General features: G+C 57.9%; 29 protein-coding genes, 1 tRNA gene and 2 pseudogenes. 14 read left to right on the top strand and 18 right to left on the bottom strand.

The genetic code is table 11. The annotated features are described in order from the left end of the window. Positions 1 to 135 precede the first annotated feature (135 nt). Positions 136 to 1,311, bottom strand: coding sequence for a peptidylprolyl isomerase (locus ACOQPC_RS15180; protein ID WP_420606541.1), 1,176 nt, complete (start codon positions 1,309 to 1,311; stop codon positions 136 to 138). A gap of 80 nt (positions 1,312 to 1,391) precedes the next feature. Here ACOQPC_RS15180 and ACOQPC_RS15175 point away from each other — a divergent pair. Both ACOQPC_RS15175 and ACOQPC_RS15170 read left to right on the top strand, forming a co-directional pair. Continuing rightward, positions 1,392 to 1,481 (top strand) — tRNA-Ser (locus tag ACOQPC_RS15175). 158 nt (positions 1,482 to 1,639) lie between these two features. Next, on the top strand, positions 1,640 to 2,956 hold the full coding sequence (locus ACOQPC_RS15170; protein WP_420606540.1) for a tyrosine-type recombinase/integrase: 1,317 nt from the start codon (positions 1,640 to 1,642) through the stop codon (positions 2,954 to 2,956). On the opposite strand, the gene ACOQPC_RS15165 is transcribed toward ACOQPC_RS15170, so the two are convergent. Beyond that, the gene (locus ACOQPC_RS15165) at positions 2,953 to 3,705 is read right to left on the bottom strand and encodes a helix-turn-helix transcriptional regulator (RefSeq protein ID WP_420606539.1); all 753 of its coding nucleotides are present in this window, start codon (positions 3,703 to 3,705) and stop codon (positions 2,953 to 2,955) included. The two genes, ACOQPC_RS15170 and ACOQPC_RS15165, sit on opposite strands and share 4 nt — an antisense overlap. Positions 3,706 to 4,052: 347 nt before the next feature. Continuing rightward, entirely contained in the window at positions 4,053 to 5,510 is a 1,458-nt protein-coding gene (locus ACOQPC_RS15160) for an RES family NAD+ phosphorylase (protein ID WP_420606538.1), read from the bottom strand. Between the two features lie 154 nt (positions 5,511 to 5,664). Here ACOQPC_RS15160 and ACOQPC_RS15155 point away from each other — a divergent pair, with 154 nt between their 5' ends. Further along, positions 5,665 to 6,555, top strand: a complete 891-nt coding sequence (locus ACOQPC_RS15155) for a hypothetical protein (RefSeq protein WP_420606537.1) — start codon at positions 5,665 to 5,667, stop codon at positions 6,553 to 6,555. A gap of 182 nt (positions 6,556 to 6,737) precedes the next feature. Here the strand turns inward: ACOQPC_RS15155 and ACOQPC_RS15150 are convergent, their stop codons facing one another. The 5 genes from ACOQPC_RS15150 to ACOQPC_RS15130 form a co-directional block, all read right to left on the bottom strand. Then, a complete protein-coding gene (locus tag ACOQPC_RS15150) occupies positions 6,738 to 6,971 on the bottom strand; it encodes a hypothetical protein (RefSeq protein WP_420606536.1) in 234 nt (77 codons plus the stop codon). A 93-nt stretch (positions 6,972 to 7,064) separates the two neighbouring features. Continuing rightward, positions 7,065 to 7,514, bottom strand: coding sequence for a hypothetical protein (locus ACOQPC_RS15145; protein ID WP_420606535.1), 450 nt, complete (start codon positions 7,512 to 7,514; stop codon positions 7,065 to 7,067). Between the two features lie 17 nt (positions 7,515 to 7,531). Beyond that, positions 7,532 to 7,762 (bottom strand): hypothetical protein, encoded by a 231-nt coding sequence (locus ACOQPC_RS15140; protein WP_420606534.1) that lies wholly within the window; start codon positions 7,760 to 7,762, stop codon positions 7,532 to 7,534. A 260-nt stretch (positions 7,763 to 8,022) separates the two neighbouring features. Further along, complete coding sequence (locus ACOQPC_RS15135; RefSeq protein ID WP_420606533.1) at positions 8,023 to 8,682, bottom strand: TetR/AcrR family transcriptional regulator; 660 nt, start codon at positions 8,680 to 8,682, stop codon at positions 8,023 to 8,025. Positions 8,683 to 9,161: 479 nt separating this feature from the next. Further along, positions 9,162 to 9,848 carry a helix-turn-helix transcriptional regulator gene (locus tag ACOQPC_RS15130; RefSeq protein ID WP_420606532.1) on the bottom strand — a complete coding sequence of 229 codons (687 nt, stop codon included), beginning with the start codon at positions 9,846 to 9,848 and terminating at the stop codon, positions 9,162 to 9,164. A gap of 99 nt (positions 9,849 to 9,947) precedes the next feature. Here ACOQPC_RS15130 and ACOQPC_RS15125 point away from each other — a divergent pair, with 99 nt between their 5' ends. Further along, a complete protein-coding gene (locus ACOQPC_RS15125) occupies positions 9,948 to 10,346 on the top strand; it encodes a VOC family protein (protein WP_420606531.1) in 399 nt (132 codons plus the stop codon). 309 nt (positions 10,347 to 10,655) lie between these two features. Beyond that, positions 10,656 to 10,904, top strand: coding sequence for a hypothetical protein (locus ACOQPC_RS15120; protein ID WP_420606530.1), 249 nt, complete (start codon positions 10,656 to 10,658; stop codon positions 10,902 to 10,904). 134 nt (positions 10,905 to 11,038) lie between these two features. On the opposite strand, the gene ACOQPC_RS15115 is transcribed toward ACOQPC_RS15120, so the two are convergent. Beyond that, a complete protein-coding gene (locus tag ACOQPC_RS15115; RefSeq protein WP_420606529.1) occupies positions 11,039 to 11,731 on the bottom strand; it encodes a DJ-1/PfpI family protein in 693 nt (230 codons plus the stop codon). A gap of 536 nt (positions 11,732 to 12,267) precedes the next feature. Between ACOQPC_RS15115 and ACOQPC_RS15110 the strand changes: the two genes are divergently transcribed. Continuing rightward, positions 12,268 to 12,444 carry a hypothetical protein gene (locus ACOQPC_RS15110; RefSeq protein ID WP_420606528.1) on the top strand — a complete coding sequence of 59 codons (177 nt, stop codon included), beginning with the start codon at positions 12,268 to 12,270 and terminating at the stop codon, positions 12,442 to 12,444. A gap of 121 nt (positions 12,445 to 12,565) precedes the next feature. On the opposite strand, the gene ACOQPC_RS15105 is transcribed toward ACOQPC_RS15110, so the two are convergent. Next, positions 12,566 to 13,576 carry an MBL fold metallo-hydrolase gene (locus ACOQPC_RS15105; protein ID WP_420606527.1) on the bottom strand — a complete coding sequence of 337 codons (1,011 nt, stop codon included), beginning with the start codon at positions 13,574 to 13,576 and terminating at the stop codon, positions 12,566 to 12,568. A 110-nt stretch (positions 13,577 to 13,686) separates the two neighbouring features. Between ACOQPC_RS15105 and ACOQPC_RS15100 the strand changes: the two genes are divergently transcribed. Together ACOQPC_RS15100 and ACOQPC_RS15095 are read left to right on the top strand one after the other, a co-directional pair. Beyond that, on the top strand, positions 13,687 to 14,046 hold the full coding sequence (locus tag ACOQPC_RS15100; protein WP_420606526.1) for a winged helix-turn-helix transcriptional regulator: 360 nt from the start codon (positions 13,687 to 13,689) through the stop codon (positions 14,044 to 14,046). 177 nt (positions 14,047 to 14,223) lie between these two features. Beyond that, positions 14,224 to 14,805, top strand: a pseudogene (locus ACOQPC_RS15095) (transposase); the annotation flags it as partial. A gap of 160 nt (positions 14,806 to 14,965) precedes the next feature. Here the strand turns inward: ACOQPC_RS15095 and ACOQPC_RS15090 are convergent. Continuing rightward, positions 14,966 to 15,436: a RidA family protein gene (locus ACOQPC_RS15090; RefSeq protein WP_420606525.1), complete on the bottom strand. Its 471-nt coding sequence runs from the start codon at positions 15,434 to 15,436 to the stop codon at positions 14,966 to 14,968. Positions 15,437 to 15,501: 65 nt separating this feature from the next. Between ACOQPC_RS15090 and ACOQPC_RS15085 the strand changes: the two genes are divergently transcribed. Continuing rightward, complete coding sequence (locus ACOQPC_RS15085; RefSeq protein WP_420606524.1) at positions 15,502 to 16,110, top strand: TetR/AcrR family transcriptional regulator; 609 nt, start codon at positions 15,502 to 15,504, stop codon at positions 16,108 to 16,110. Positions 16,111 to 16,234: 124 nt separating this feature from the next. Here ACOQPC_RS15085 and ACOQPC_RS15080 read toward each other — a convergent pair. Next, positions 16,235 to 16,333: pseudogene (locus tag ACOQPC_RS15080) on the bottom strand (recombinase family protein); the annotation flags it as partial. A gap of 67 nt (positions 16,334 to 16,400) precedes the next feature. On the opposite strand from ACOQPC_RS15080, the gene ACOQPC_RS15075 reads away from it, so the two are divergent. Then, positions 16,401 to 17,161 (top strand): IS5 family transposase gene (locus ACOQPC_RS15075; RefSeq protein ID WP_420606523.1). Its coding sequence is split into 2 segments (ribosomal slippage): positions 16,401 to 16,719 and positions 16,719 to 17,161, totalling 762 coding nucleotides; the frame shifts between segments, so codons are not numbered across the junction. Between the two features lie 165 nt (positions 17,162 to 17,326). On the opposite strand, the gene ACOQPC_RS15070 is transcribed toward ACOQPC_RS15075, so the two are convergent. The 3 genes from ACOQPC_RS15070 to ACOQPC_RS15060 all read right to left on the bottom strand — a co-directional run bounded on the left by ACOQPC_RS15070 (position 17,327) and on the right by ACOQPC_RS15060 (position 19,315). Next, positions 17,327 to 18,007, bottom strand: coding sequence for a glutathione S-transferase family protein (locus ACOQPC_RS15070; RefSeq protein WP_420606522.1), 681 nt, complete (start codon positions 18,005 to 18,007; stop codon positions 17,327 to 17,329). Between the two features lie 69 nt (positions 18,008 to 18,076). Continuing rightward, positions 18,077 to 18,700, bottom strand: a complete 624-nt coding sequence (locus tag ACOQPC_RS15065) for an NAD(P)-dependent oxidoreductase (RefSeq protein WP_420606521.1) — start codon at positions 18,698 to 18,700, stop codon at positions 18,077 to 18,079. A 39-nt stretch (positions 18,701 to 18,739) separates the two neighbouring features. Then, positions 18,740 to 19,315, bottom strand: a complete 576-nt coding sequence (locus ACOQPC_RS15060; RefSeq protein ID WP_420606520.1) for a DsbA family protein — start codon at positions 19,313 to 19,315, stop codon at positions 18,740 to 18,742. Between the two features lie 143 nt (positions 19,316 to 19,458). On the opposite strand from ACOQPC_RS15060, the gene ACOQPC_RS15055 reads away from it, so the two are divergent. The 4 genes from ACOQPC_RS15055 (at position 19,459) to ACOQPC_RS15040 (ending at position 22,336) form a co-directional block, all read left to right on the top strand. Beyond that, positions 19,459 to 20,376: a LysR family transcriptional regulator gene (locus ACOQPC_RS15055; protein ID WP_420606519.1), complete on the top strand. Its 918-nt coding sequence runs from the start codon at positions 19,459 to 19,461 to the stop codon at positions 20,374 to 20,376. 339 nt (positions 20,377 to 20,715) lie between these two features. Continuing rightward, positions 20,716 to 20,901, top strand: coding sequence for a hypothetical protein (locus tag ACOQPC_RS15050; protein WP_420606518.1), 186 nt, complete (start codon positions 20,716 to 20,718; stop codon positions 20,899 to 20,901). 39 nt (positions 20,902 to 20,940) lie between these two features. Further along, positions 20,941 to 21,198 carry a hypothetical protein gene (locus ACOQPC_RS15045; protein ID WP_420606517.1) on the top strand — a complete coding sequence of 86 codons (258 nt, stop codon included), beginning with the start codon at positions 20,941 to 20,943 and terminating at the stop codon, positions 21,196 to 21,198. Positions 21,199 to 21,406: 208 nt separating this feature from the next. Then, the gene (locus tag ACOQPC_RS15040) at positions 21,407 to 22,336 is read left to right on the top strand and encodes an alpha/beta hydrolase (RefSeq protein ID WP_420606516.1); all 930 of its coding nucleotides are present in this window, start codon (positions 21,407 to 21,409) and stop codon (positions 22,334 to 22,336) included. A gap of 166 nt (positions 22,337 to 22,502) precedes the next feature. Here the strand turns inward: ACOQPC_RS15040 and ACOQPC_RS15035 are convergent, their stop codons facing one another. The 3 genes from ACOQPC_RS15035 to ACOQPC_RS15025 all read right to left on the bottom strand — a co-directional run bounded on the left by ACOQPC_RS15035 (position 22,503) and on the right by ACOQPC_RS15025 (position 24,551). Beyond that, the gene (locus ACOQPC_RS15035; RefSeq protein WP_420606515.1) at positions 22,503 to 22,985 is read right to left on the bottom strand and encodes a TetR family transcriptional regulator C-terminal domain-containing protein; all 483 of its coding nucleotides are present in this window, start codon (positions 22,983 to 22,985) and stop codon (positions 22,503 to 22,505) included. Between the two features lie 281 nt (positions 22,986 to 23,266). Beyond that, positions 23,267 to 24,103, bottom strand: a complete 837-nt coding sequence (locus tag ACOQPC_RS15030; RefSeq protein WP_420606514.1) for an NAD(P)H-binding protein — start codon at positions 24,101 to 24,103, stop codon at positions 23,267 to 23,269. After that, positions 24,096 to 24,551: a nuclear transport factor 2 family protein gene (locus ACOQPC_RS15025; protein WP_420606513.1), complete on the bottom strand. Its 456-nt coding sequence runs from the start codon at positions 24,549 to 24,551 to the stop codon at positions 24,096 to 24,098. The genes ACOQPC_RS15030 and ACOQPC_RS15025 overlap by 8 nt, the downstream gene beginning before the upstream one ends. Positions 24,552 to 24,598 lie beyond the last annotated feature (47 nt).

Below are 24,598 nucleotides of genomic sequence, written 5' to 3'. Positions count from 1 at the left end.
TTTCGGCAGGAAAAGGAATGCGGCATGATGCGCCCTTGTTCCACATTTGTTCGATGTAGGACAGGATTTTCTCACGCCGCCCGATCGGACGATCGGACGCGGGCGGCTCCGCTCGAGACGGGAGCCGGCGCTCGCTTATGGCGCCACGCGTCGCACCGGAACGGGGATGTTGCAGATGTCCGCGCCGCCCGCGGGCACGTTGAAGAAGGGATCGCGCCGGTTGGCCCGCGCATCGGCGTAAGCCGCGAAGGTGGGGCCTTCGGTCGAGAGATATTCGAGTCTGGGGCGTTTTAGCTGGCCTAGCGCTTCGCTGCTTGAGGCCGGTGCAGCCTCCGGCATTTCTGAAGCCAAGCGCACCGAAACGATAGGCACACGCTGCGCCGGGTCCTCGTAAAAGCCGAGATCGCCGGTCCCGCGCGGCAGGCTGGAGAGATGTTCCATGCCCTCGATCACCCGTCCGACCAGCGCAATATTGCGGTCGAGATGGCGCGGTGCCTGCCCGATCACGGTGTAGAGCTCGGCCCCCGTCCCCGTGTCGGGCGAGAGATCGCGGCCGACGCCGACCATGCCGTAGCAATGGACGGGCCAGAATTTGGAGCCGTCGGCGTCGCTGTTCGCAAGCGGCCAGCCATTCCAAAACTCCACCCATGACGCATAGCTATCACGTTCGTGCCAGCCCTGAGGCGCGTCGACAGTACTGGTCGAAGCAATAGAGATCATCGCAATACGATCTGCTTCTTTTGATGCAGCCGACGGGATCGGACCAAGCGCGGTCAAAGCCTCTGCAAGCTGCTCAACTTTGCTTCCACCCGACCTGCGCGCTTTGTCGGTGATATCATCGATACGTGCACGATCGGCTGCGGAAAGTCCGTGTGCCTGCGACAGTATTTCGGCGCTTACAATATAATCGCTCTCCGGCACCGTCGCCAAACCCTCGGGCAGCGGCTTCTGCTCGGTCGCATCGCCCCATTGCACGACGTAATTGTCCTGCACGCGGTTGACGCTGGTGCCATCCCACCAGTGCGCCGCCGCCAGCTTGCGGATATTGCCGATCCAGCCTTGGTCAAACGGCGGCGGCATCAGCTGGATGACGACGCGGCGGGGTTGGTTGTCGCGGTCCGGCGCGAGGTCCATCACCAGCAGGTCCTCGGGCGCGATCCGTACCCATTCGGACGCGGGCGCTCGCGTCACGATCTCGTTCGGCGACGGATAGGCGGACGGCTCGTCCTGCGCGGAGGCGGCCAGCGGCGGAAAGGCGAGCGCGCACAAGGCGGCGGCGAGGAGAGCGCGGGTGGCGGCAAGTTTGATCATGCGCGCAAGCCTGCCACAAAGCCGCGCCTTGCGAAAGATGCCCCGAGCGATTAGAGGCAGCGCCTTCCAGCCGGATATGCGGAGCGGTGGCCGAGTGGTCGAAGGCGCACGCCTGGAAAGTGTGTAAAGGGGCAACTCTTTCGTGGGTTCGAATCCCACCCGCTCCGCCACCTCTCTTTCCAGATCAATCCATACTCATCCGCAAACCCGCGCAACCCTTGACGTTTGCGCCGATTTCGATTCGATTGTCGTCCACCGGTTTCCGCATCAATCCATGTCGATTAGGGGTAGATCCGGGGTATCGCAATAATCAGAGTGGGGGTAGCGGATGCTGACGGACAGACAGGTGCGGACGGCCAAGCCGCGCGACAAGGCCTACAAGCTTGCCGACCGGAACAGTCTGTTCCTGCATGTGAGTGCCAAGGGGCATAAGAGCTTTCGCTACAAATACCGTTTCGACGGCAAGGAGCAGCTGCTTGTGATCGGCGCGTTTCCGAACGTGGGACTGAGCGATGCGCGCGAAGCGATGGAGAATGCGCGCAAGCTGCTGAAGGATGGCCGCAACCCTAAACACGGCGTCGCAAAGAAGCGGCTGCTGGGCGACATGAGCTCGGACTACAGTTTCGAGACGATCGCGCGCCGTTGGCATGCGCAGCAGGTCGATGTGTGGAAGCCGGTCCATGCGCAGGATGTAATGCGGAGCATGGAGCGCGATCTGTTCCCTGATATTGGACATCTCCTGCTGGAGGACATCGACACCCAGTTGCTGCTCGCGGTGCTTTACAAGGTGCAGGATCGCGGCGCGATCGAAAGCGCCCACAGGCTTAAGCAGCGTGTGCGGTCCGTATACAAGTTTGCCAGAGGCATGGGGATCAAGTGCGAGAACCCTGCCACCGACGTCGGCGAGGCGATGAAGAAGGTGCCCAAAGCCAAGCGCTATCCGGCCATTACCGATGTGGATGATATCCGGCGGTTCCTCGCGGTGATCGATGATGCCGGGGCGTCGCCCGTCACCCGGCTGGCGTCACGCTTTCTGGCGCTGGTTGCTCAACGTCCTGGCATGGTTCGCCATGCCGAATGGGCCGATATTCACGGCATCGATTTTGCATCGCCCGATAGCGACAGCAGCGCCGCTGTCTGGGTGGTGCCGGCGGAAAAGATGAAGCTGGAGGCGGATCAGCGGCAGGACGACGACTACGATCATCGCGTGCCGCTCAGCCAGGCTGCTGTAGAAACGTTGCGAGCGGCACACCGCCTGACCGGTAAGTGCCCCTACATCTTCCCAGCTATCACCTCCGGTCTGCAGCCGATGAGCGAGAACGCGGTGGGATATCTGTACAACCGTGAGGGTTACAAGGGCCGCCATGTGCCGCATGGCTGGCGCTCCAGCTTCTCCACCATCATGAATGAGGCCATCGGCATCGAGCTCGGCCAGGATATTCGCGTGATCGGCGACCGCTTGATCATCGATCTGATGTTGGCACATGTGCCGGCAGGAATGTCCGAGAGCGAGTTCCGTTACAACCGGGCAAAATACATGCCGCGGCGGCGAGAGCTGGCAGAGGAATGGGCAAAGCTGATCATGGAGGGTGCCGCAGACCCCAATGCCATCATCCATAGCCCGAGACGTAAGAGAAGGGCTTAGGGGCGCTTGTCCTTATGTTGCTCGACCCACTGATTGATTTCCTTTTCCGACCACAAGGATTTTCCGCCCACGCTCACCTGCTGGGGGAACTCGCCCCCCTTTATCATGGCGTAGATCTTACTCTTTTGGCAGCCGCAGAGTGCGATAATGCTTTGCATCTCAAGCAGCCGGTCCTGGACACTGGAAGTTGCCGATAGCCCAACAACGCCGTTCACATCCAAAGAAGGGTCGCCCGAGGCCCGCTCATTCTGCTGACCCTGCATGATCGCAAGGCGACGGTCGGCTAAGCACTGCAGCTGATAATCCGACAATTCATCGTCAGCAGGCAAACTCATCAGAAACTGCTCGAACTGCTGTTTATCGACAAAAATATGATGCGTTGGCTTTGCATCGGGGTCTGACCAGCGTTCTAAATTAAGTGCGCCAGTAGCGAAGCGCGGCATATAATCGTCCAGCTCCCACATCTTGGCCAGCATGGTAACAACGTCACCGCCCCCGATTGGGCGAGCAAATGAGGTGACAGCACCGGACAGGAAATCGTCGACAAGATAGTGGGCCTGGACCCCTACGAGATCCTTCCCACAGTCGTTTTCTGCGTCGTCGGACGGCGCGGCGAAGATTGACGATAGTTCGTGTGGCTCGATATTGAGCCGAAGTCGGACCACATTTGCGAACGCCTTGATCAGAGATATGCGGCCGACAGAGGCGAAATCTTGCCTGCCGTCGTATGGCGACCAAAGTTCGATCAATTTGTGCGCTCCGGCTGTTTGCGACCGCAATGGTAGTGCTACATGCTTCCGATCCGGTTAAGGCAATATACGTCAGCTTTGCGCTCTAATCCCGGTCATTCCGACGGTCGAGCTGCGCCCCCGAAAGCTGCCATTCGTTCAGCATAGCATCGACGGCAGCTTCGCGCCCTAATCCCTGTCATTCACCCTTGACCAACGATGTCCCAAAAAGCGGACTATGCTGTCGCATGGACTGAAAGGCCGCCTCTGCGACGAAGCCGTCGTTCCCGGCCTAACCGCTGAACGCCGGCTCATGCCCAGACCTGCCATTCACAAGCAGGAGGAACTTCCGAGTCACGGCATCGCCGTCAAAAGTCAGGGGCACCGCCTAGCTTGGAGGGGCGCTTTTCCCTCCGATATCTGCGCACATCGAATGTCTCCGTCTTAATCTTGATCCTCTCGACATGATGGACCTGCAGAGTGTCGATGGCGACCGCCAGCGCTGGTTGGCGATCGTCGTCCGGCTCGGCAAAGGGATCAAGGTAGCGCGGCGGCCAAAAGGTGCCACCTGGCGCAGGCTTCGGCGGTTCGGGAGGTGGCACCTCTTCCGAGACCCAGTAGTACGGAGACGGACCGTCTTCGTCGAAGGAGCCGAGCATCGCTGAGACGGTCGAGCCTTCCGGCAAATCGACGTTCTTGACCCGAGAGGCGCGTCGGAACAGCACCACATTCTGATGACCACCGCGCTGCTGCACCGAGGGATATAGCAGCCCGTCGATGTTCAGCGCCTCATTTGCCGCCAGATAGTCCGCGATGACTTGGGTGATCAAATACTCAGCCGGTTCATCTTCGGGCATCACCGGCATCGTCATCCGCGCGCTGAGACTCCCCATGAACTTTGCAAGCTCGAGACGCCCCATGTAGTCAGGATCGAAAATGCTGCCCTCGACATAGACCGATTGGAGCGCGTCGACATCAAGAAGGCGCAGCGGTCTGATCACATCGAACTTGCCGACCAGGGCGCGACTGCCGACGGGTGGCCGGACCTCGGACAGAGCGGCCTCGTCGCTGGTCGCGCCATAGAATAAGGAGACGCCATGGGCGTTCATGCGGCCCCCGAGAGCGATACTGGGAGGCGGCGGTCCGAGGTCTCGATCGGGCCGCTCAAGCGCGGGACCTAGCTTCAAATCGGAATGGAACACGCGTGCTCGGCTAAAGCGCTCTAGCTGTGTCAAAGGCCCGGCGTGGCGGATCACCCCGCGTCCGTCGCGCGTGCCATAGCCATCGATCCCGGTGAAGATGCGATCCAGGAAGGATTCTGCGACCTTGTTGAAATAGCGTGTCTCGCCCTTCAGAGACCGCTCTAGATTGCGCCATTCGAGCTGGAACTCGATGTCATTAGGCCCCTTCCGGTCATAATAGCTGTCCGGATCAAATTCACACTCTCCGTCGGCCGCCTGGTAGTCCCAATCCCCGTGCTCATCCGCGAGAATATCCAGGATTTCCTGCGCGACCGCATCGTCGATCGAGGCAGCTTCCTGTATCGCTTCTACAACCGGTTCGCCCTCGCGCTCCCATTCGTAGGAACTCTCGCGGTCGCCAAGCATAGCGGACTGGAATGCATCTGGCTGATTGAAGGTTCGGAAATAGTGGGTCTCAAAGGCGGTCCCAACCTTCTGAGCCAACTCAGCAACAGGTATGACAAAGCCTTCATGCTCGCAAAAAGAACACTCGCGTTCGTCGCCGCACGCGGTGATTTCTGCCTTGAGATAGGCATTGCCCACGCAATCGGCGCATACAACACGCTCCTCGTCATCGTCAGTCATCGACCACCTGGTATGGGTTTTGGAAGATTGAACGCCGTCGCTGGCGCCGCTTGCCACCTATTATCCTAGCGGCCGCAATCTGTCTGCTGCATTGAAGGCGTTCATCAGTCTCGCGCATGATCATGCCGGCACTGCCTCCTGAAGTCAGCTTACCTTGAAGGTCCCGCCCGTGAGTCTTAACATACCGGCAAAATGGCGTTTCGGATCGCCAGGCGAACTGGATCAACAGGGCGTAAATGCCTTCAACTCGCTCATCCACACTATCGCGGCGCAGGCCGAGTCTAGTTGGGAAATCCTCGAGCTCTTCAAGGCGAAGTTCAATGGCGGCGCCAGCTGGAGCTCCAACGAAAGCTGGGCGATAGGCGATCTCCAGAACGCCATGAGCAACTCCGCCGACAATGCCGCGACCTTCATCGCGGCATTCTGGGACGGCTGCGAGCAAGTCCATCGCGAACATCCCACTATCGGCCTGCCCGACGTCGACATCATAAACAAGATATTGTTCGACCACGGCGCGCCCTTTGAAGTGCGGCCGCCCGGCCTCATGCCTCGCAATCCTCAAATCCCGATTCCGGTCCTAACGCCGCAGCGATCCATTGCCGAGCAGGCCGTAGAATTGATCCACGCATCACTCGATCAAGCGGACCGGCTGCTTCTCGAGCAGCGGCCGCGACCGGCGGTCCAAGAAATCCTTTGGCTGCTGGAGACGGTCGCCACTGCCTTCCAGGGACTAGATACCGGGACCGGCACCATCGAGGGCAAGTATTTCAACGAAATCGTCCGCAACCTGCGCAATCACCACCGCGGCGGCCCGCTCGCCGAGGCCTTGGGCTGGATGACCAAGATGCACGGCTTTCTCTCGTCGCCCACCGGCGGCGGCGTGCGCCACGGCACCCAATTGGCCGCCGACGTGTCTCCCACACTCAAGGAAGCGCATCTCTACTGCAATCTCACGCGCAGCTATATCAACTACCTGCTCGCCGAGGCAGCGGATGCCATGCCAGTTGCGCCCGTAAGAAAGTCGCCGTTCGGCACGTCGGTGTAGTTAAAAGCGACCGTCAGTTCTTGCGGCTTTGAGGGACGAAAGTTGGGGCCGTCCCGCACGGCGGTTTCACGGCAGGTCCATCGCCAAAAGCTGACGCTTAGCGGTCCGTTGGACTTGATTCATGAACGAAAATGCTGGCGGCGCCAAGCTTGGTTTGATCAACGTTCCCATGTTCGTGGCGATCAGTCTTTGGCAGCCAAAGCTTTCAACAGGGCCAAGATGTTGTCAGCTTCGGACGCGTAGAGGCACTGATCGACGCCTTCAAAATGGGCAAAGGCGGCCTCACGCGCGACTTCCTCGGGGTCCTCGCCGCGTTCGATCCGGGCGAGCACATCTTGAGACCAAACTGCGATTTGCTCCGACGTAGGGTCGGAGCGGAGCCCGAATTTTACTTTCAACTTGAGGGCGAAGTTCACGATTTGGCCTCCGCTAGCTTCTGACGAATGCGCAACCAAGCAGTGTGATCAAATTGTTTAGCTACTTAGAAAAGCTCGGCGTAGTTCTCTTCATTAAACTCGCCAGCAAAAGGAATTCCGACCTTCGGACAAACGCGTCAGCGCGTCGTAATAGGCCGGCAGGCTCTTCTCCATTGCATCAACGATCCGGGGCACGAGCGATTGAGTTCGTGTGCTTTCCGATACTCGACCGTCCAAGATTGCCTGCGCCATGCTTTGCAAATTGGCGAAATAGGCAGCGCCAGCGTTCATGATTGTAACGACGTCGTCGACGCCCGGATTTGCCTTCTTTAGCGCCTTGCCTAGCGCGGCCTGCAATGCAGTGGCATTGGTTGCGCTGTCGGCGAGCAGCTGCCGAGAATTCTCGTATCGCTTCTGATCGTTGTCGTTGCGATCCTTCTGACTGAGCACGAACCGGCCAAGCAGCACTGGAATGCTGGCGCCGAAAAGACCGGCCAGCGCTAACAGAATGACCTGTGGCACGAACACCCCGGCAATCATCATTCCCTGCTCACAAGGAGTCACTTTTGCGCCAGCGCCCGCAGCAACGCCTCGATGCTATCCGCCTCCGTTTTGAAGACGTGTGTCTTGTAGCCGGGCAAATTGTATTGCGCCGCCAAGTCCCCTGCCTTCTCGGCCGGCTCGCCCTCGCGGATGAGATTCTCGGTGACCCGTCGCCACTCAGCGATTTCCGGATTGGTCGGCAAGCGATCCAGGCCGTACTTAATGCGCAGCGATTCTGCGATCGTCATAGCTATCGCCCCCCCCTCAATTGACGTGACAGCACTTTATCGGCGACTAGCAACGTGGTCGACCACTGCCTCGTCGCAACTTAACGACATTAGCATGTAGGCGCCATAAAACTAGATTCGGCAAGTCGTTGTCTTGTGCGTGTTTCGTGCAGATTTCCGACTGGCAAATTCTGTCATGGGGTGGGCTGCTTCTCGGCCTTTTGGCCAAGTCCTAAGGTGCGCATTTTTACCCTGGCCTACCTACCGCATTTGATTGCATTTCAAATGCGTTGGAGGACAGTTTCATCTAGCGGCTGAGCTTTAAGCGTTGTCGCTGAAGTGGCGGCGCTTTTTTCCGTCGCTGCTTCGCCGTTTGTGATTGCGGCGATCGCGGCCTCCCGCGCTGCGATTGCAAGATCGAGATCACGTTCGTCTTCGGGCGTGTTGAGTAGGGTAAGGATTGCGCCGGTGCCAATGGCATGGAGAAGCGATACGGCACGCTCTTGCGATACTTTAAGCAGGCCGGAGCGTGCAATTCGGCTAACCCTGCTGCGCAGAGTCTCCATGCCCGCTGCCGCTGCTGGTGAAGATGGTCCCTGCCGTAACTCGCCGCTCGTTATCGCGAACAGGGCCGGATTCGCGAGGCCGAATGCGATATGCCGGTCCCAGCTTTCGCGCAGGTCTGTGAGAGGATCGGTCGCCAGCGTATGCGCTGACTTGTCCGCTACATACAACGCCAATCCATATTCGGCAGCGGCGTCGAGCAATCCGGCTTTGTCGCCGAACAGACGATAGATTATCGGTGCCTGCACATCCGCCGCCTCAGCCACGGCGCGTGTCGTCAGCGCGTCCCGTCCCCCTTCGGTCAGCAGCGCAAGCGCGGCACTAAGGATTCGTTCCCGAGCGTTGGTAATTCGGGTAGAGTTATGAGTCTTGGACATAAGCGCCAGATAGCACGGAGCGCGTTAGCGGCGCTACTCGCAACTTGATACCGATGATTTCCGTTGCTATCTGATTATTGATATCGCCGATAGTAGTAAGCAATGATGGTTGTAACTGGCGCAAATGGCCACCTTGGAAGCCTGTGTCGCCGACCTGACGTTAGAGAACCGTCTGCTTAAAAAAAGCATACTGGCGGATGGGGGCGATGACGGATGAGGTATCCCGCAACCGAGCAGCTGGAGGTCATAAGGCTGGTCGAGCAGTCGCATCGCCGCCTAAATGACAAAGCCCAGACGAGGCCCACGCTCCGCTAATTTAGGCAGCCATCTGTGCCAAATGTTCTGACGCCGGACAAGGCGGACGAGCAAAGACCAACTTGGGCATTTCGATAGCGGCGGTTCTCGCGCAGGGTCAACGAATGGAATTTGGGATAAGAAATAATTAGCAAACTGACGTTTACGGTCAGACGTTAACCGCATTAAAGATGCTCCGCCCTCCACCTTCCCCAGCGGCGCCGCAATTCACGTTGATTTATTCCAATGCCTTCACTGAGCGTCTCCATTTGCATGATCCGTTCAATCCGGAAGTGCCGAAAATCCCCACGCAATTCGCACCATGCGATCAGCAATTGGCTGGTTTCGGCATAGCCGAGGAGCACCGGCCATATCGTCCGCTCGGTTTCCTCGCCAGCTTCGCTGCGATAGCGCATCAGTATCCCCTCGCCACTGCGGATCGCCGATCTAATCATCGAAGAATCGATATCTTCCTCTTGGACCTCAAGCGAGGGTTCAGCGCCAACGCTGGGCTCGGCCACGAAAATGCGCAGGTGCTCGGGAAGAACGGCGGCAAGCTTGGCAACGACGTCAAGCGCCGCGTTAGCCAGCACCTTGTCAGCACGATTCGCCACCCATTGCGCGCCGAGCACAACCGCCTCCACTTCATCGGGCGTCAGCATGAGCGGCGGCATGTCGTAACCCGCGCCGAGCACGTAACCAAAGCCCGCTTCCCCCTCGACAGGAACGCGCTGCCCGATCAGGTCGGCGACGTCTCGATAGACCGTGCGCTTCGAAACTTCGAGTTCCTCCGCGAGCGCGACCGCCGTCACAGGCCGAGTCGACCGACGAAGGATTTGTATGATCTGAAAAAGGCGATCGGCACGGCGCATCGCTTTGTGTCTCCTGCTGCCACAATGGTGGCAGCAGCCTTATGCGACAAGCACTTCAGCAAGCAGCATCAATTTGCGGCAGATTAGAAGGACAATTACATGAAGCTCGCTTCCGTTCGCATCATTGCGGCTGACATCAAGACCATGGTCGCATTCTACGAAATGGTCACAGGGCAGCAGGCGGAATGGCTCGCACCTGTATTCGCCGAAATCGTGACGTCTGGTGCGACCCTCGCCATCGGGGCTGCGGAAACCGTTTCCCAGTGGAAAGAAGGAAGTGCCGAACCCGGTGCGAACCGCACCGCTTGCATCGAGTTCCAGGTTGAAGACATTGACAAGGACTTTGGCCGGTTAAAGGACAAGGTTGCCCTAATCCATGACATGATGACCATGCCTTGGGGCAACAGGACGTTCCAATTTCGCGACCCCGAAGGAACCGCCGTCTCACTATACGAACCCTTCACCAACGAAGCCAAGGCGCGTTTCGGCGCGCGTTAACATCGAAGGACATCGTTAGGCCAGACGTTGCCGTATTCGTGTTTTAGAATAACCGCTTCCAAATCCGCCAAACGCTCAATGAGGGAAAATCGTGCGGATCGCGCCACCTTTATCAAGGTCAGCAATTTAGACGCCCACGTGAAAAATGGACGGTCCTAAAAGTCCCAATTTCCGGCCGTGAAGCAATGGCAGTATCTGACATTAACGGCCGTTCCTGCAGATAACGAATACCACCGCGGTCTCGAAGCGCTGATCCTTGGTCCGGTCAGCGGTCTATTGCGTTCAACCGGTTAAGGGTCCGCTACACATGTGCGTGCGGCCGTTACCGGCTGCGCCGTCCACGGTGATCGCGGCCGCCGCCTGGAGACTTGGCGCCTGTTGAGCTGGGATGGTCTCCGCTCCCAAAACAGGAGACGAAACACGCTGCAAGATCTGTCCATCACACAGGCCTTCGCCCTAAATCTCGCGATGACGCTGATGGTTTGCGTCATCCTGTTTAAATGCCCCAATGGCTACAGCCTCATCTGGTCGCGCGGTCGCAAGAGCAACGGCGACTGAGCCTAAAGAACCCCGTCCGACACCGCTGGGCAGAGCTTCATTTAATGATTCACGCCAGACCGCCTCACGCATTGAGCTATGCTTCAGGAAGTAAGCAGCAAAGTCAGAAAATTGGATGGGAAATGGAATGGCAGCTAATACCGCCCGGTTTGCATCATCGCAGCGGCCTTTACTCGTTTTTCACGGCGCGTTTGATTTACCTCGGTCAACTCGTGGAAAGCACGCAGCACTGATGGTTCGGCAGTAACCGGAGAACCATTCTGAAATGGAGGCGCCGGGTCATACTCTAACGAAAGCTGGATCAGCTTTGCATGATCTTCCCCATGGATTGCGGCGACGAGCTGTAGCGCGAAGTCAATGCCAGCAGTCACACCCCCGCCTGTGACAATTCGGCCATCGAAAACAACCCGTTGTTGAGCCGGGATAGCACCAAAATGTTCGAGAAAGCTGAGCGAGGCCCAATGGCAGGTGGCGCGCTTTCCTTTTAACAGGCCTGCCGCTCCCAATACTAACGATCCGGTGCAAACGCTGGTTGTCCAATCGGCGGAGATGTTCGCTGTTCGAATCCATGATAAGATCGCTTTGTCTTCCATAGCATCATCTGCTTCTTCACCTCCAGGCACACACACGATGTCAGGCGAAACACACTCCTCGAATGTTGTCGTCGGCATGATCGAAAAACCCGCGTCTGTCGGCACCGGTTCGAGAGAATGGGCGACCAGTTCGATTTTGGCGTTCCCGAGGCGCGAAAGCACCTGAACCGGACCGGTCAGATCAAGTTGAGTAACATTCGGAAACAATACAAATGCGACGGTCAGGTGATCCACATTCTATACCCGCAATCGATCGGAATGGCAGCTTGTAGATCAATCACGAATGATAGGGAACGACCGATTATGGGGTCGGCTACTGCTGCCACAAAGTCACTCATCCAGCGATGCCAATGGTAGCACGGCCTCAATAATTTGTGCGCGGCCTTCGGGGCGCCTTCGCTTCCCTATCAATCGATGTTCCGCCCTCTTGGAAAAATGATTTTGAACTGTCCGTCGTCAGAACATTTGGCACAACTCGGGTCGTACATTAGCGGAGTGTGGGCCTCGTCTGGGGTTTTGAAGTTCAGGCGGCGATCTTGCGGTGGTGCAGCGGCCGACACAGCATCGACAGCCCTATGGTTCGCACCCATGTTTCGGCGGCGGGCGGCAAAGGGGCCTCATCGACGCGCTGTTGGCCGCTCGCGGGGGGGTTAACCAGTAAACTTCACTGTCTAGCCAAGTCCCGTGGACGAACGCTCGCCTCTCACCTGACGGCTTGTGAAGCGGCGAATTGCAAGGCCTACAACCCACTGATCGCCTTGCCGGCAAGAATGTCCAAGGCGCTCTTGGCCAACAAGGTATATGCTGCCGATACCATCCGGGCTGATCTCGCCAGCCGCAACATCCAGCCAGTCATTCCAGGCCGGTCGAACCGCCGCGTTAAGATCGACCATGCCTGGGCGCTCTACAAGCAACTCAACCGTATGAACGCTTCAGCGATCACCTGAAAAATCAATCGCGCCATCGCTACCCGCTACGACCAACTAGCCGAGAGCTTCCTATCCATGATCCACATCGCATCAGCAAAATACTGGCTAAAATTTGTCCACGCCGCCTAAGAGACAGGTTCTACTGATCAAAAATACCGCAAAAGATTAGCAAAGGGGATCGTTTCCCGACCTGTTCCACTCCCGCATCATAAGGTAAAGCGGCCCAACGATACCCGTCACTCGTTTTCACGAAGTGCCCTAACCCTGGAAACGAAATGTGGTCAGCAGCGACAAGCTGATGTGATCGTGCAAGTTCAGCAAGCGCCGTTTTTCTCGTTTTAGCAGCTTGTGCGGGATTGATGTCATATGTAATCGTGGCTGCGGGCTTGGTCAGTTGAACCTCTTCGGCATGCACAATATCACCAACGACCCTCAGGACGTGCCCCTCACTTTCGATCTCATAAAAGCTGTGTCCAGGCGTATGGCCGGGCGCGGGTATAGCGGTGATGCCAGGAAACAATTGGGTGCGCCCCCTAAAGAGACGGACTTTGCCAGCGGCTTGATACGGTGCGAGCGCTGCGCGCCCCTCCTTAAACATCTTTTTGTGCCTAGCCTCAGCGTGGTCACGCTCAACATCACTCATCCAAAAGTCGCTTTCCACCTTATCGAGATAAATCTCAGCGTTGGGAAAAACTCTTTTTCCTTGGTTCACCAGGCCGCCGGAATGATCGCCATGTACATGAGTTAGCAGGACTGCATCGATCTGGTCCGGCTCATATCCGGCCGAAGCCAAAGTTTCAGGTAGCCGGCCGCAGCATTTACCGAACAAGGTACCAGCTCCAGTATCGATCAAAATACGCCGCTCGCCAGTGTCAATTAGAAAAGCATTAATCGAGGTGCTGCGGTCAGGTTTTTCTCCGGCTTCGCCAAAGACTTGCTTAATTTTCTGCGGGGAAATTCCCATTAGAAGTTCATCAAAAGGTATGGAGGTGGTGCCATCTGATAGTACTGTAACTACGAAGGCGCCTAGCTTCACACGTACAAAATTTGCCGGTCTCTCTGCTGGCACTTGCGCTGCGACCGGGTTGGTTGGAGCGGACGGCGACAGGGCAAGCGCCATGATGGCGATTCTTAAGTTTTTGGCTCTCATCGGGTCTCTTTCGGCTTGGACGCGCGAATAATCGCGCTGGTTGAACAAAATCGAGAAACCTGAAATGTGGTGTACAAGTTTTGAGCGCTAGTACCAACCTAGGGGTAAGTATGGAAAATATCGACCAGCCGTTCCGAAATATCGAGTGTGATGTATTTCTCGTCGATTGCCCCGCACGTAAGGTGCTCGGCATCCTTGCTGAAAAATGGGCTTTGCTGATTATTCATGCGCTGAGTGAAGAAACACAAAGGACAGGAGCGTTGCGCCGCCGTGTGAGCGGGATATCTGAGAAAATGCTTACTCAAACTCTTCGTCGCCTTGAAGAGCACGGGATTGTAGCGCGAAAAAGCTACCGAGAGGTTCCGCCCCGTGTCGAATATTCGCTTACTAAATTAGGGTGGACATTAAGTCCGGTCATCGTGGAATTGGATAAATGGGTGGAGGAACATGCTCTAAAAATGACCGGCTAGGAAAGACCTGAAAGAATCCGGATTGCATTGAAAGAGGTCGGGCTCTCATAACTAAGGCATCGTGAAAGAGTTTGGTTCATCTTCCCGGAGCCTGTCGGCCGTCAGCACCAATGGCAAAGGTTTGCGGTTATAAATTAAGGAGGATTTGGATCTCGTCGTAGTGACGAAGGAACGAAGATGAGACCCAAATCCCCAAAGCCTAAAGCGACCGCCGTAAAAGGTGGTAGAAGACATCCGGCGAGCGACCCGTCGGCACTTCTCAGCCGAGGACAAGATCCGTGTGGTGCTGGAAGGCCTGCCCGGCGACGACAGCATTGCCCAGTTATGCCGCACGAAAAGCATCGCCCAAAGCTTGTATTATACATGGTCCAAGGAGTTCATGGACTGAGCGGCGCAGCGATGCCGGGGGCATGGCGAGCAGTGAAGGGTAAGCGTCGCTTGGCGGGAGATACGGCGCGAGCTGCAACCACAGACGAAGTGAAGGACCGTTGCCGTGAGCCCCGCGACCTGAACAAATGTGTCGCCCACCTGACGCTGGAGTACCGTCTGCTTAAAAAAAGCATACTGGCGGATGGGGGCGACGACGCATGAGGTATCCCGCAACAGAGAAGCTGGAGGTCATCATGCTGGTCGACCCGTCGCACTTGCCTGCCGAGCGGACGCTGGTATGGCCGATACCGCGCCGGCGGGCCAGAGGGGCTAGTCGATCGGCCGTCTGCACCAAGCCGGGTGCGGACGGCCGAACCAAGCCGGGTGCGGACAGGCCCGCCTCCCGCTGTAATCAGCTCATGTCCGGGAACTGGCAGCCGTCAATTGAAGAACTCATCGCCGAGGCCGTCTAAGCTGCGGCCCACAGGCCACGCTTACGGATCATTTTGACCCTTCATAGCGCCTTATCCGCGGCCGCAGGCATGGCCTATCACGCTTTGTCTGGTACACGTGCGATCACCTTGATCTCGAAATCGAAGCCAGCTAGCCAGTTGACCCCAAGCGCTGTCCAATTCGGGTACGGTGCGCTCTTAAATATCTCGTCTTTTACCGCTAGCATGGTTTCGAATTGTATCTCTGGGTCAGTATGGAACGTCGTCACATCAACGATGTCGTCGAGTCCGCATCCACCAGCGAGCAGCGTGGCTTCTAGATTAGCGAAGGCCAGACGAACCTGCGCTTCTAAATCGGGTTCGGGCGAACCATCCGCGCGGCTGCCAACCTGTCCCGACACAAACAGTAGGTTGTCGGACCGCACAGCCGCCGAATACCGGTACGTTTCGTAAAGGTTATGTCGGTCTGCAGGAAACACCGCTTCAAACTGTGCCATATCATCTTCCTTTTCATATGAGGTGAACGCCTCCAACCAGCGTTGCTGGACATTGCGGCGAAACCAGAGCATTCACATACGCCACGTATGTAAGGCCCCACTGCTTACTGTTTGTCAAGGCTACATACGCCGCGTATGTGAAACAGGAGGTTGCTTTGGCTGCAAAACGTCGCGCCGAAACGATGGAGGAAAACCGCGTCAAGCTGATCGGCGCTGCGCGCAAGGCGTTCACAGCATCAGGCTTTGCGGCCGCGTCGATGGACGATCTCACCGCTAAGGTCGGCCTTACTCGCGGCGCCCTTTATCATGGCTTCGGTGACAAAAAGGGATTGCTGGCTGCAGTCGTTGCAAAGATCGATAGTGAAATGGCCGCGCTCGCCCAAGAGGCGGGAGCAGCACTGGCTACCCCTTGGGAGGCACTGCTGGCTGAAGGCGAAGCATATATTGGGATGGCTCTCGACCCCGAGGTCCGGCAGATCGTCTTGCTCGATGGGCCTTCTTTCTTAGGTGACCCTTCGAACTGGCCCAGCCAAAATGCATGCCTAAGCATTACTCAGCGCGCAGTCGCCAATTTGATTGCCAAGGGTGTCATGAAGCCGATTGACGTAGAGGCCGCGTCACGTCTTTTAAGCGGTGCGGCATTCAACGCCGCCCTATGGGTTGCCGCCAGCGACGAACCGCACATTGTCCTACCGAAGGCGATCGAAGCCTTCCGGCTCATGGCCGAAGGCTTTCTGGCAGGTTAAACTTGCCGCCTTAAATTACTCCAATTCTGACCTCGCATTCCCAGTTCTAATCAATGCAGCTTATGGAATGAATAGAAATTGCAGGCAGCAGAAAGAAATAGTTGAAAACTACTATCATCGGTTAGCGGCAGTCGACTCCGGCTGCGACCAGCGCGTCGCGCTGCAGGTCGACCGTCTGGCGATCATCGGTCGAGGACACGCGCGTGTAGCCAGTTAGGCTCAGGACCTATTAAAAGGATTCCCATGGGTGTGGTTATGTGATTCAAAGGCAGCGCTGAGGAGGCGTTGCCATGAGTGATCTGATTTGGTTGTCGGAAGCGCAGATGCGCCGGATAGAACCGTATTTTCCACTGTCGCACGGGGTTCCGAGGGTCGATGACCGGCGGATTATTAGCGGGATCATATTCGTAATTCGCAACGGTCTGCGTTGGCGCGATGCTCCCGCCGAGTACGGCCCGCCCAAGACGATTTATAACCGGTTCATCCGCTGGAGCCGCATGGGCGTGTTCAACAAGATCTTTGCAGGCCTCGCGGCGAAGGCGGGCAAGCCCGACCAACTGATGATCGACGCCACGCACCTGAAGGCGCACCGCACGGCGGCAAGCCTCTGAAAAAAGGGGCTGTTCCCAGACGTATCGGACGAACCAGAGGTGGGTTGAACTCGAAGCTCCACGCGGTCTGCGATGGCCTGGGCCGTCCCTTGATCCTGCTGCTGAGCGAAGGCCAGATGAGTGATTACAAAGGTGCAGCGCTGATGCTGCACGCCTTCCCCAAGGCCAATGTCCTGCTCGGTGATCGCGGCTACGACGCCGACTGGTTCCGCCACGCCCTGATCGAGCGCGGTATTACCACATGCATCCCGTCAAAATCGAACCGCAAAGTCCCGATCCCGCATGACCGCACCCTCTATCGCCAGCGCCACAAGGTCGAGAATATGTTCGGCAGGATCAAAGACTGGCGGCGCATCCACACCCGCTACGACCGATGCGCCCAAACCTTCACGTCCGCCATCTGCATCGCTGCAACCGTCATCTTCTGGATCAATCAATGAGCCCTGAGCCTAGCATCCGGAAAACCTCCCTTCCAAGATTCCCGGGTAGCTTAGCAATCCGACACTGATTGTCGCGCGGAAAGCGCTGGATCGGACGCGGCTTCGTCAGGGGTGTCGTCTTTCAAGTGTTGGCCGACACCTGCGCTTAGTCGAGCACGCCCAATTCTAGGGTCCCGCATGCGGGATATTTTCTGCAGGGAGGTGGTCCGGTAACATTGACAGCAGCACGCTTTGTTCGCGTTCGAGCGCGCGCCGGGCGCTAGGTCGCTCGATCAACCGGTCCTTCATGACGTTCAGGTTTGCCAATTGCTTAATTGGCAATCCTAGCTCGCGACCCCACGGGTAGAACACCAGCGCATAGGGGTCGGCGACAGTAAATTGATTGCCCATGATCCAGGGGCGACCAGAGAGCCTGGCGTCCAACTCTTGGAGGTAACGCCAGAACGTCGCTTTGGCTTCCGCTTTGAGAGCCGAGTGCGCGGACGGGTCGGCGACCAGGCGTTCGGGATGCACGAACTGACCGAACGCAGGGTGGACAGTGCCGGACAACCACGCGCACATCGCGATGGTCTGCGCTTGATCGACCGGGTCGACGCCGAGCATGTTGCGGTCGGGGTAAGCCGTTCCAATCCACCCCAAGATTGCCGTGCTTTCCGTCAGCACGCGCCCGTCGTCGAAGCGCAGCGCGGGCACCTTGGCGCGCGGGTTGATCGCCAGATAGTCGGACTTGCGCTGCTCGCCCGTGAAAATGTCGACCTTTTTCGCCTCGAAGATGGCGCCGGCCTCTTCCAGGGCGACATGCGAAGCCATCGAGCAAGCGCGCGGAGAATAGTACAAGGTCAGCATGTGGGCGTCTCCCGGAGATGCGCGATGCAGGTTTGCCGGTTCGATCGGGGGCATCCAGCTCGAACGCCCTTAATAGGCAACGGTGAACCGCTCGCGGTGGTGCTTGGGGTGCTCTGCTTCGTCAAGCATCGCAACCGCGTAATCTTCGAGCGAAATACGGCTGTCGCCGGCATCGTCGGTCAGCAGGTCGTCCTTGCCGCTGCGATAATGGCCGGTACGCTCGCCCGGCGTCAGCATGGCGGCGGGGCTGAGAAATACCCAATCCAGCCCTGTCTCACCTCGAAGCTGGTCGAGGAACGCGGCGGTGGCGAGCGCGCCGATCTTCCACTCAATCGGGAAGTCCGGCTGGTCCACGACCCGCTCGCCGTTCGGCAGACTGAGCGATCCGGCTCCACCCACGACAAGGAACCGGGAAACGCCGCCGCGCTTCACGCCGTTTACGATGGCCTGCGTCGCGGTTCCTGTGGTGTCGCGTCCTGGATTGTAAGCGCTGATGACCACGTCGTGGCCCGCGACATCCCTCGACAGAACGTCGGAATCGGTCGCGTCTGCAGATACGCCGGTCAGGCCGGTGCGATCGGATAGCTTGCCGACGTCGGTGACGATGGCCGTGACCTGATGGCCGCGATCAAGCGCTTCGGCGAGGAGCTTGGCACCAACATAGCCAGTGGCGCCAATGAGGGCGATCTTCATAAAACAGTCCTTTCGATTTGGTGGGTGACGGATGACTGGTCAGGCGGCAGGTGAGGTCCTTGCTGCGGCTTCGACGGCGTGGAGAAAGGCGTCGGGTCGACCGTAAAAGGACTCGTGTTGGACGCGGACCAGCTCGCCGCCGCGTTGCATCAAGAAACCGGGAAAGCCCTTTATCCCATCTTGCCGCATCAAGCGACGGGTCGCAGCGATATGCTCGTCGACCGATACGATCTCGATCGCGCGGCCGAAGGCATCGGCGTCCAAACCGACCGACCGTGCCACGTCGGTCAGAACATGGGCTTCCACCACGCGGCTCCCTTCCACATAATGCGCGCGCTGGATGGCGTGCATCATCCGCAACTCCGCCCCCCGCTCAACGGCACCGGCGGCGAGGACGGCGGCGATCGTCGGGCGCGACCAGAACACTGTGTCCGCGTCGATGAGCAGGCCCTTGAGATAGGCGGCGCTGACGGTCATGCTGGACAATTCCGCGATGCGGGCGTCGCTACGGCGAATATAAGCGCGCTTGTCAGGGGCCAAGTCGGCAGCCGACTCCCACAGCCCGCCGCCATGCAGCACGATCGGAATGCCGGCGTTCGCGACGGCCTCGACCATCGGGGTCACTGCGTAACACCAGCCGCATAGCGGGTCGTGGATATAGTGGAGCTTCGGATCAGTCATGTGCTACTGTTATGACCTGTTCACATGGGGGTGATTAGACGATCATCTCTAACTTATACTATAAGGCCAGCTAACAGATGCTCAACCTAAAGCCCTACGCGATCTTTGCAGAAACGGTTTCGGCTGGCTCGATGAGCGCGGCCGCCCGCAGACTGGGTCTGACGCCATCGGCGGTCAGCCAGATCATCGGCAATCTGGAGCGGCAGACCGGCGTCACGCTTTTCCACCGGGCGACGCGGCAGTTAACACTGACCGAGGCCGGCGAGCGCTGCTTGCCTCATTGCCTACGGGTACTGGAGGCGGGGCAAGCTGCCGCAGCCGCGCTCGACCAAGCGCGCGACGCGCCCAGTGGCGAGCTGCGGGTCGCCGCTCCAGTCGGCTTCGGGGCGCACATTGCACCCGCGCTCGCGCCGGTCCTCGCCGAATGGCGGGGGCTTAGACTGCGACTGATCGTGGACGATGCACTGATCGATCTTGCCGCGCACCGGATCGATGTTGCGTTGCGGGTCGGCGAGGCGGCGGAAAGCGGGTGGCAGTGCCGCAAACTGGGTGACCTTGACCTGATCCTATGTGCCGCGCCAACCTATCTTGCTCGGCACGGCACCCCCGAAACGCCGTCCGACCTTGCGCAGCATCAGTGGCTAGGCCTCGATCGGGAGGCGCCAGACAGAACAGCGACCGGTGAAGTGGTTCCCAGCTTCGCTCTCCACTTGGACGACCGCCACGGTCACCATGAAAAGATTGACCTCCCGATCCACATCGCCACTTCTAACCAGATCGCGCTGCAACAGATGTGCGAGCAAGGCATGGGCATGGCGCGCCTGTTCCATGCCGACGCGCGACCGGCGTTGGAGCGTGGGGCCTTGTCACAGCTGCTGTCGCGCTGGCATCTGCCGTCGCGGCCAGTGACAATGCTGACGCCCGCTCGCGAGACTCACCCCGCCAAAGTCCGCGTCGCGCTCACCGCATTAGAGCGCCACTTTGCGGCATCGTGATGCATACCGGGGAGAACGGTAATCATTTGGCTTTCCCGGTTTATCCTTCGAACACCGACACAACCCCACCGTTGTCCGGCTTCGATCGCGCTTAGCGTCCAGCTGTGTCCAATATCAGAAATGAGAGTGCAGTAGTCTAAACTTCGTTACTGCTGGGGTTATTTGGGCGCTTTCTTCCTTTAACCTAAGCTTGCACCTCCAAGTTTTTAAAAAAGGAACATTTGATAATTCAAAGCCTCAAATACAAACCTTAATGCTGGCCCTTAAGTTGGTCTTGGTTAAGTCTATAAAAGTGTCGAGGTTAACAATACTTCTACGTTAGCTTAGTAGAACAGCTGCATGAGTTGCGGCGACCATACCCCGCTGAATTCAGGCCGTCTTGAAGCGAAGCGGTTGAAGGCGCTCGCTGAGGACGAGTTGCCTGACTCCCCGGCCGAAGATGAATTTGACAAAATCACTCGGCTGGCGACGCTTCTGCTCGATCCACCAAGCGCTGCGATCAGCCTGATTGATGACCGCCGTTAATGGTTAAAAGCGCGCAACGAACTTCGCTTTGTCGAGAACATGGCCAAATACAGTTCTACGGAAATCGTAGCTCTAGCTAAGCAACGCGGTCTAGAGATACCACACTTGCCTGGTCTATCTGTTATTATCAATCCCGAGGAGCCAAGCACGGTGCAACAAGCCAACGAATCGATCGTCTTTCGTTCAGCAATTGCGGTGAGCCCGATGCAGGCCGGATACGATCCTGCTGTAGAGAACGAATGGGGTCATTGGTTGGTCCGCGCGATCACTAACGAATTGGTGAAGAAAATTTCGTAGACGCCGCCGAGGCCTATGGCCATCCGCTGCTTACGAAAGTATTCAATTTGGAAACGACGTTCGAGACATGCTATGATGCGACGCAATCGATCGCCAAGTTTAGGGAGTCATTCACAGAAAGAGTCAGCCCGCGCCAACTGGCATGACTTCTTCTACAAAGGTATGCCGGGCGGCACCCCGTCTAATTTAAATAGGAGAAGCCACGAATATGACCCAAACCCTCAAGCACATCTCATTCAAAAATCGCGATATCGATTTGGCCGCCGACCTTCGGCTTCCGGATGAATTCGATGAAAGCTCTAACTACGCCGCGCTTGTTATTGTCACGCCCGGGAGCAGCGTGAAGGAGCAGGTCGGCGCGGTATATGGTGAGAAGCTGACCGCGCGCGGGTTCGTCACGATCACATTCGACGCGTCCTACCAAGGGCAGAGTGGAGGCAAGCCGCGGGACTTGGAGGATCCGGCTGCGCGAGTCGAGGATGTCCGTTGCGCCGTAGATTATTTAATGACGCTTCCTTACGTCGAAGCAAACCGTGTTGGCGTGCTTGGCGTCTGCAACGGCGGCGGCTACGCTGTAAACGCCGCGATGACGGAGCACCGGCTCAAAGCAGTTGGCACTGTCGTAGCCGTCAACATGGGCAGGGCCTGGCGCAGCACAGCGCTCGATGCGGACGCAATTGTGGAGACGCTCGAGGAGGTCGGCAAACAGCGCACCTCCGAAGCGCGCGGCGGAAAGTCGCGCCGAGAGCCTTGGATTCCCAATTCCATGGATGAGGCAAAGGCCGCAGGCATTACTGACCCTGACACGCTGGACGCGGTCGACTTCTACGCTAACCGCCGACCCTCGGATACCCGTACAAATCGGCTCCTTTTTCACAGCAACGGTGCGTTGATGGGCTTTGATGCCTTCCACCTTGTTGGAGAGTTGCTAACCCAACCGCTTCAGGTCATCGTCGGCGGCCGGCTGGGGACAACCTTTTCCTTCCAAGACGGCAAGACCCTGTTTGAGCGTGCGACCAACAAGGAGGACTTTCTCATAATCGACGGTGCAGGGCACTACGACCTGTACGACAAGGACGAGTACGTCGACCAGGCGATCGAGCGGCTTGACGGTTTTTACAAAGACCATCTTAGCTGACAAAGCCCTGTCTTTGGCGCGAAGCATGCACAAAATCGGTCCAGCCCGAAGCGTAGAGCCGACTTGATCAGCGACCAAGACTCAGCATTGATGACCCCGTTCGGCCAAGCCGTCTCAGAGGAGCTTGGGTCACCCTTGCCGCACTCTCCCGTAGCAATCAAACAGGTCAAGTAACGGTCGGTCGCAAAGGGAGCGGCAGCGACCCAGCAATGATCTTCGGCGCGGTGCCGCACTGTTCGACCTTGGCTTTAAGTAGCGCGCCGTGCCACGCAGCTAAGACGACGATTGCCAATTTATCGGCAGCAAGATCCCAGCGCACCTGACCGCGCGCCTGCCCATCGGCGATGGCTTCGGCGAAGGGCGCCTTGAGATCCTCAAATCCAGCCAGCAGGCGCTCCCGCACCAACTCACTGTGCATCGGCAACTCCAGGCCCAGATTGGCCAACATGCAACCAAAAAGCCAGCGAGCCGGGCCGGCAATCTCCCCAATTGCTTCGAAATAGCCTAAGATGCGGTCCAACGGCTCTGTCATCTCATCGCGCAACGTGCACTCTGCGACCTCCAATAGGACGTCCATGTAGCGGTCCAGCACCGTGACAGCGAACGCCTCCTTCGATTGAAAATGATTTGTGAACGGTCCGATCGTCAAACCCGCCGCTTGCGTAAGTTCCCGAACGCCACAGACAGAACAGCGGCGCTCGTGAGGCAACGAGACTCCGGCATTGATGATCTGTTCGGGAAGCGAGGGACGACCGATCAATGTTAATTAAAGACGGTCACCTCGGCCGGCAAGTTTGCGAGCGTCTGGAGCGAACGGATGAGCCGGCGCTCATTGCCAACTGTAATCACCGGAAGTTAGGCAGAATCTCTGCTCGGCTCACTTTCTAAATGGCGCCTGCGCGCTCATCGCAGAACTATCATGCTATTTAATCATGCCGTGTCGAAACAAGAGCGGTTCGTGGCAAGAAAATTGACAAAACTGTTGGGCGTGTGCCCTGTCATCCGCTCAACTTCCACAGTCGTGCGATCTTCGGCTCCTTGTGCGATTGCCTCATCCATCCGGGCAAGCGCCATCGCGTAATGTTGTGGAATTCCGACGCCAACATAACGGGCAGTCAACTTTTCCATCGAAAGACGGAGGTGGTGTACCGGGCGGCTGACCTCTTCTGCAATCAGGTGAGCTACCTCATCATAGGTTAGAGCCTCCGGCCCGGTCAGCACATGGTCCCTGGAAGCGAGGGCTGGATCGGTCAGAGCCTCAACCCCTACCGCGGCGATGTCGGCGACATCGATGAAAGGAACGCGCCCGTCCTGCGTGGCTGAATAGATGCATCTGTCATGAGTGATCGAAGGGAGATGTTGGGTCGTGAAGTTCTGCATGAACCAGCTTGGGCGCAGCACCGTCCAGCGGGGCGCATAGGTGTGGAGCCAAGCATGGACTTCGCCCATCATTGGGCCGCCCTCGTCGAGCGACGATGCGCTCTGCAGAACCAGCCGTCCAGAGGCTCGGCTCACCGCCTGCTCAAGAAATGGGCGCATGGCGGGGAGTTGCTCAGTCCGATCAGTCGGCGCGACGAGATAAACGGAGGTCACACCATCTAGCGCGGAGGCATGGCTTGTGGGATCATCCCAATCGAAGTAAACATGATCAGCCGAGGAGGGGTACCGTGTCGCGATAAGCGCCTCGATTCCTCGATTGACGAGCTGCCCCGCAACCAGCCGCCCTGTCTTGCCTGTGCCGCCGGTGACCAAGATGCGATCACTCATGGTCAGTGTCCCCCGCAAAGAGAGCATCAACAGCCGCCGCGCCTTTGATTGCCCGCATTACGACGAGGGGGTTCCAGTAGTCGCGGTAGTGGATAATGCGGCCACCTTTCGTGCGTATTACCGATACAAAGCTCTGGTTGTACGGCTCGCCCGTATCTACGCCGCGTCCGAAGCCGTCGAACTCGATAATCACCACCTCTGGATCGGTAGTCGGATGCACGATCGGCTCGCCCATTCGTTCGATGGCAATAAGGTTACCAAGGTGCTCCAAATGTTTTGCAACGGCGGCTCGACCGTCAAGACGCTTGGTCATACCGGGCGGCGAATAAGGAAACTCCATCACACCGTCATCAGCGACCATCTCTAAAAAGGTGCTGACGTCCGCATTGATCCGGGCTCCCAACGCTTTGCTCAGCATCTTCGAAAAGCTTTCAACGCTGTCGGTCATAGTCTAATCCTATTTCGTCGGAACGGTTGCGTTCCGTTTGCAGATAG

This window comes from Novosphingopyxis sp. (genome assembly GCF_965218915.1).
GTDB lineage: Bacteria > Pseudomonadota > Alphaproteobacteria > Sphingomonadales > Sphingomonadaceae > Novosphingopyxis.
Note: the sequence above shows the minus strand (reverse complement) of the source record. Positions and strands in the feature narration are given on the sequence as shown.

Coding starts and splice junctions, on each gene's coding strand:
- ACOQPC_RS15070 (WP_420606522.1), bottom strand. CDS start 18,007: ATGCTGACCTTGTACTATTCTCCGCGCGCTTGCTCGATGGCTTCGCAT.
- ACOQPC_RS15045 (WP_420606517.1), top strand. CDS start 20,941: ATGGCCAAATACAGTTCTACGGAAATCGTAGCTCTAGCTAAGCAACGC.
- ACOQPC_RS15130 (WP_420606532.1), bottom strand. CDS start 9,848: ATGCGCCGTGCCGATCGCCTTTTTCAGATCATACAAATCCTTCGTCGG.
- ACOQPC_RS15090 (WP_420606525.1), bottom strand. CDS start 15,436: ATGCTCTGGTTTCGCCGCAATGTCCAGCAACGCTGGTTGGAGGCGTTC.
- ACOQPC_RS15160 (WP_420606538.1), bottom strand. CDS start 5,510: ATGACTGACGATGACGAGGAGCGTGTTGTATGCGCCGATTGCGTGGGC.
- ACOQPC_RS15055 (WP_420606519.1), top strand. CDS start 19,459: ATGCTCAACCTAAAGCCCTACGCGATCTTTGCAGAAACGGTTTCGGCT.
- ACOQPC_RS15170 (WP_420606540.1), top strand. CDS start 1,640: ATGCTGACGGACAGACAGGTGCGGACGGCCAAGCCGCGCGACAAGGCC.
- ACOQPC_RS15145 (WP_420606535.1), bottom strand. CDS start 7,514: ATGATGATTGCCGGGGTGTTCGTGCCACAGGTCATTCTGTTAGCGCTG.
- ACOQPC_RS15025 (WP_420606513.1), bottom strand. CDS start 24,551: ATGACCGACAGCGTTGAAAGCTTTTCGAAGATGCTGAGCAAAGCGTTG.
- ACOQPC_RS15110 (WP_420606528.1), top strand. CDS start 12,268: ATGTCCAAGGCGCTCTTGGCCAACAAGGTATATGCTGCCGATACCATC.
- ACOQPC_RS15125 (WP_420606531.1), top strand. CDS start 9,948: ATGAAGCTCGCTTCCGTTCGCATCATTGCGGCTGACATCAAGACCATG.
- ACOQPC_RS15180 (WP_420606541.1), bottom strand. CDS start 1,311: ATGATCAAACTTGCCGCCACCCGCGCTCTCCTCGCCGCCGCCTTGTGC.
- ACOQPC_RS15100 (WP_420606526.1), top strand. CDS start 13,687: ATGGAAAATATCGACCAGCCGTTCCGAAATATCGAGTGTGATGTATTT.
- ACOQPC_RS15030 (WP_420606514.1), bottom strand. CDS start 24,103: ATGAGTGATCGCATCTTGGTCACCGGCGGCACAGGCAAGACAGGGCGG.
- ACOQPC_RS15105 (WP_420606527.1), bottom strand. CDS start 13,576: ATGAGAGCCAAAAACTTAAGAATCGCCATCATGGCGCTTGCCCTGTCG.
- ACOQPC_RS15135 (WP_420606533.1), bottom strand. CDS start 8,682: ATGTCCAAGACTCATAACTCTACCCGAATTACCAACGCTCGGGAACGA.
- ACOQPC_RS15140 (WP_420606534.1), bottom strand. CDS start 7,762: ATGACGATCGCAGAATCGCTGCGCATTAAGTACGGCCTGGATCGCTTG.
- ACOQPC_RS15040 (WP_420606516.1), top strand. CDS start 21,407: ATGACCCAAACCCTCAAGCACATCTCATTCAAAAATCGCGATATCGAT.
- ACOQPC_RS15050 (WP_420606518.1), top strand. CDS start 20,716: ATGAGTTGCGGCGACCATACCCCGCTGAATTCAGGCCGTCTTGAAGCG.
- ACOQPC_RS15065 (WP_420606521.1), bottom strand. CDS start 18,700: ATGAAGATCGCCCTCATTGGCGCCACTGGCTATGTTGGTGCCAAGCTC.
- ACOQPC_RS15060 (WP_420606520.1), bottom strand. CDS start 19,315: ATGGTCGAGGCCGTCGCGAACGCCGGCATTCCGATCGTGCTGCATGGC.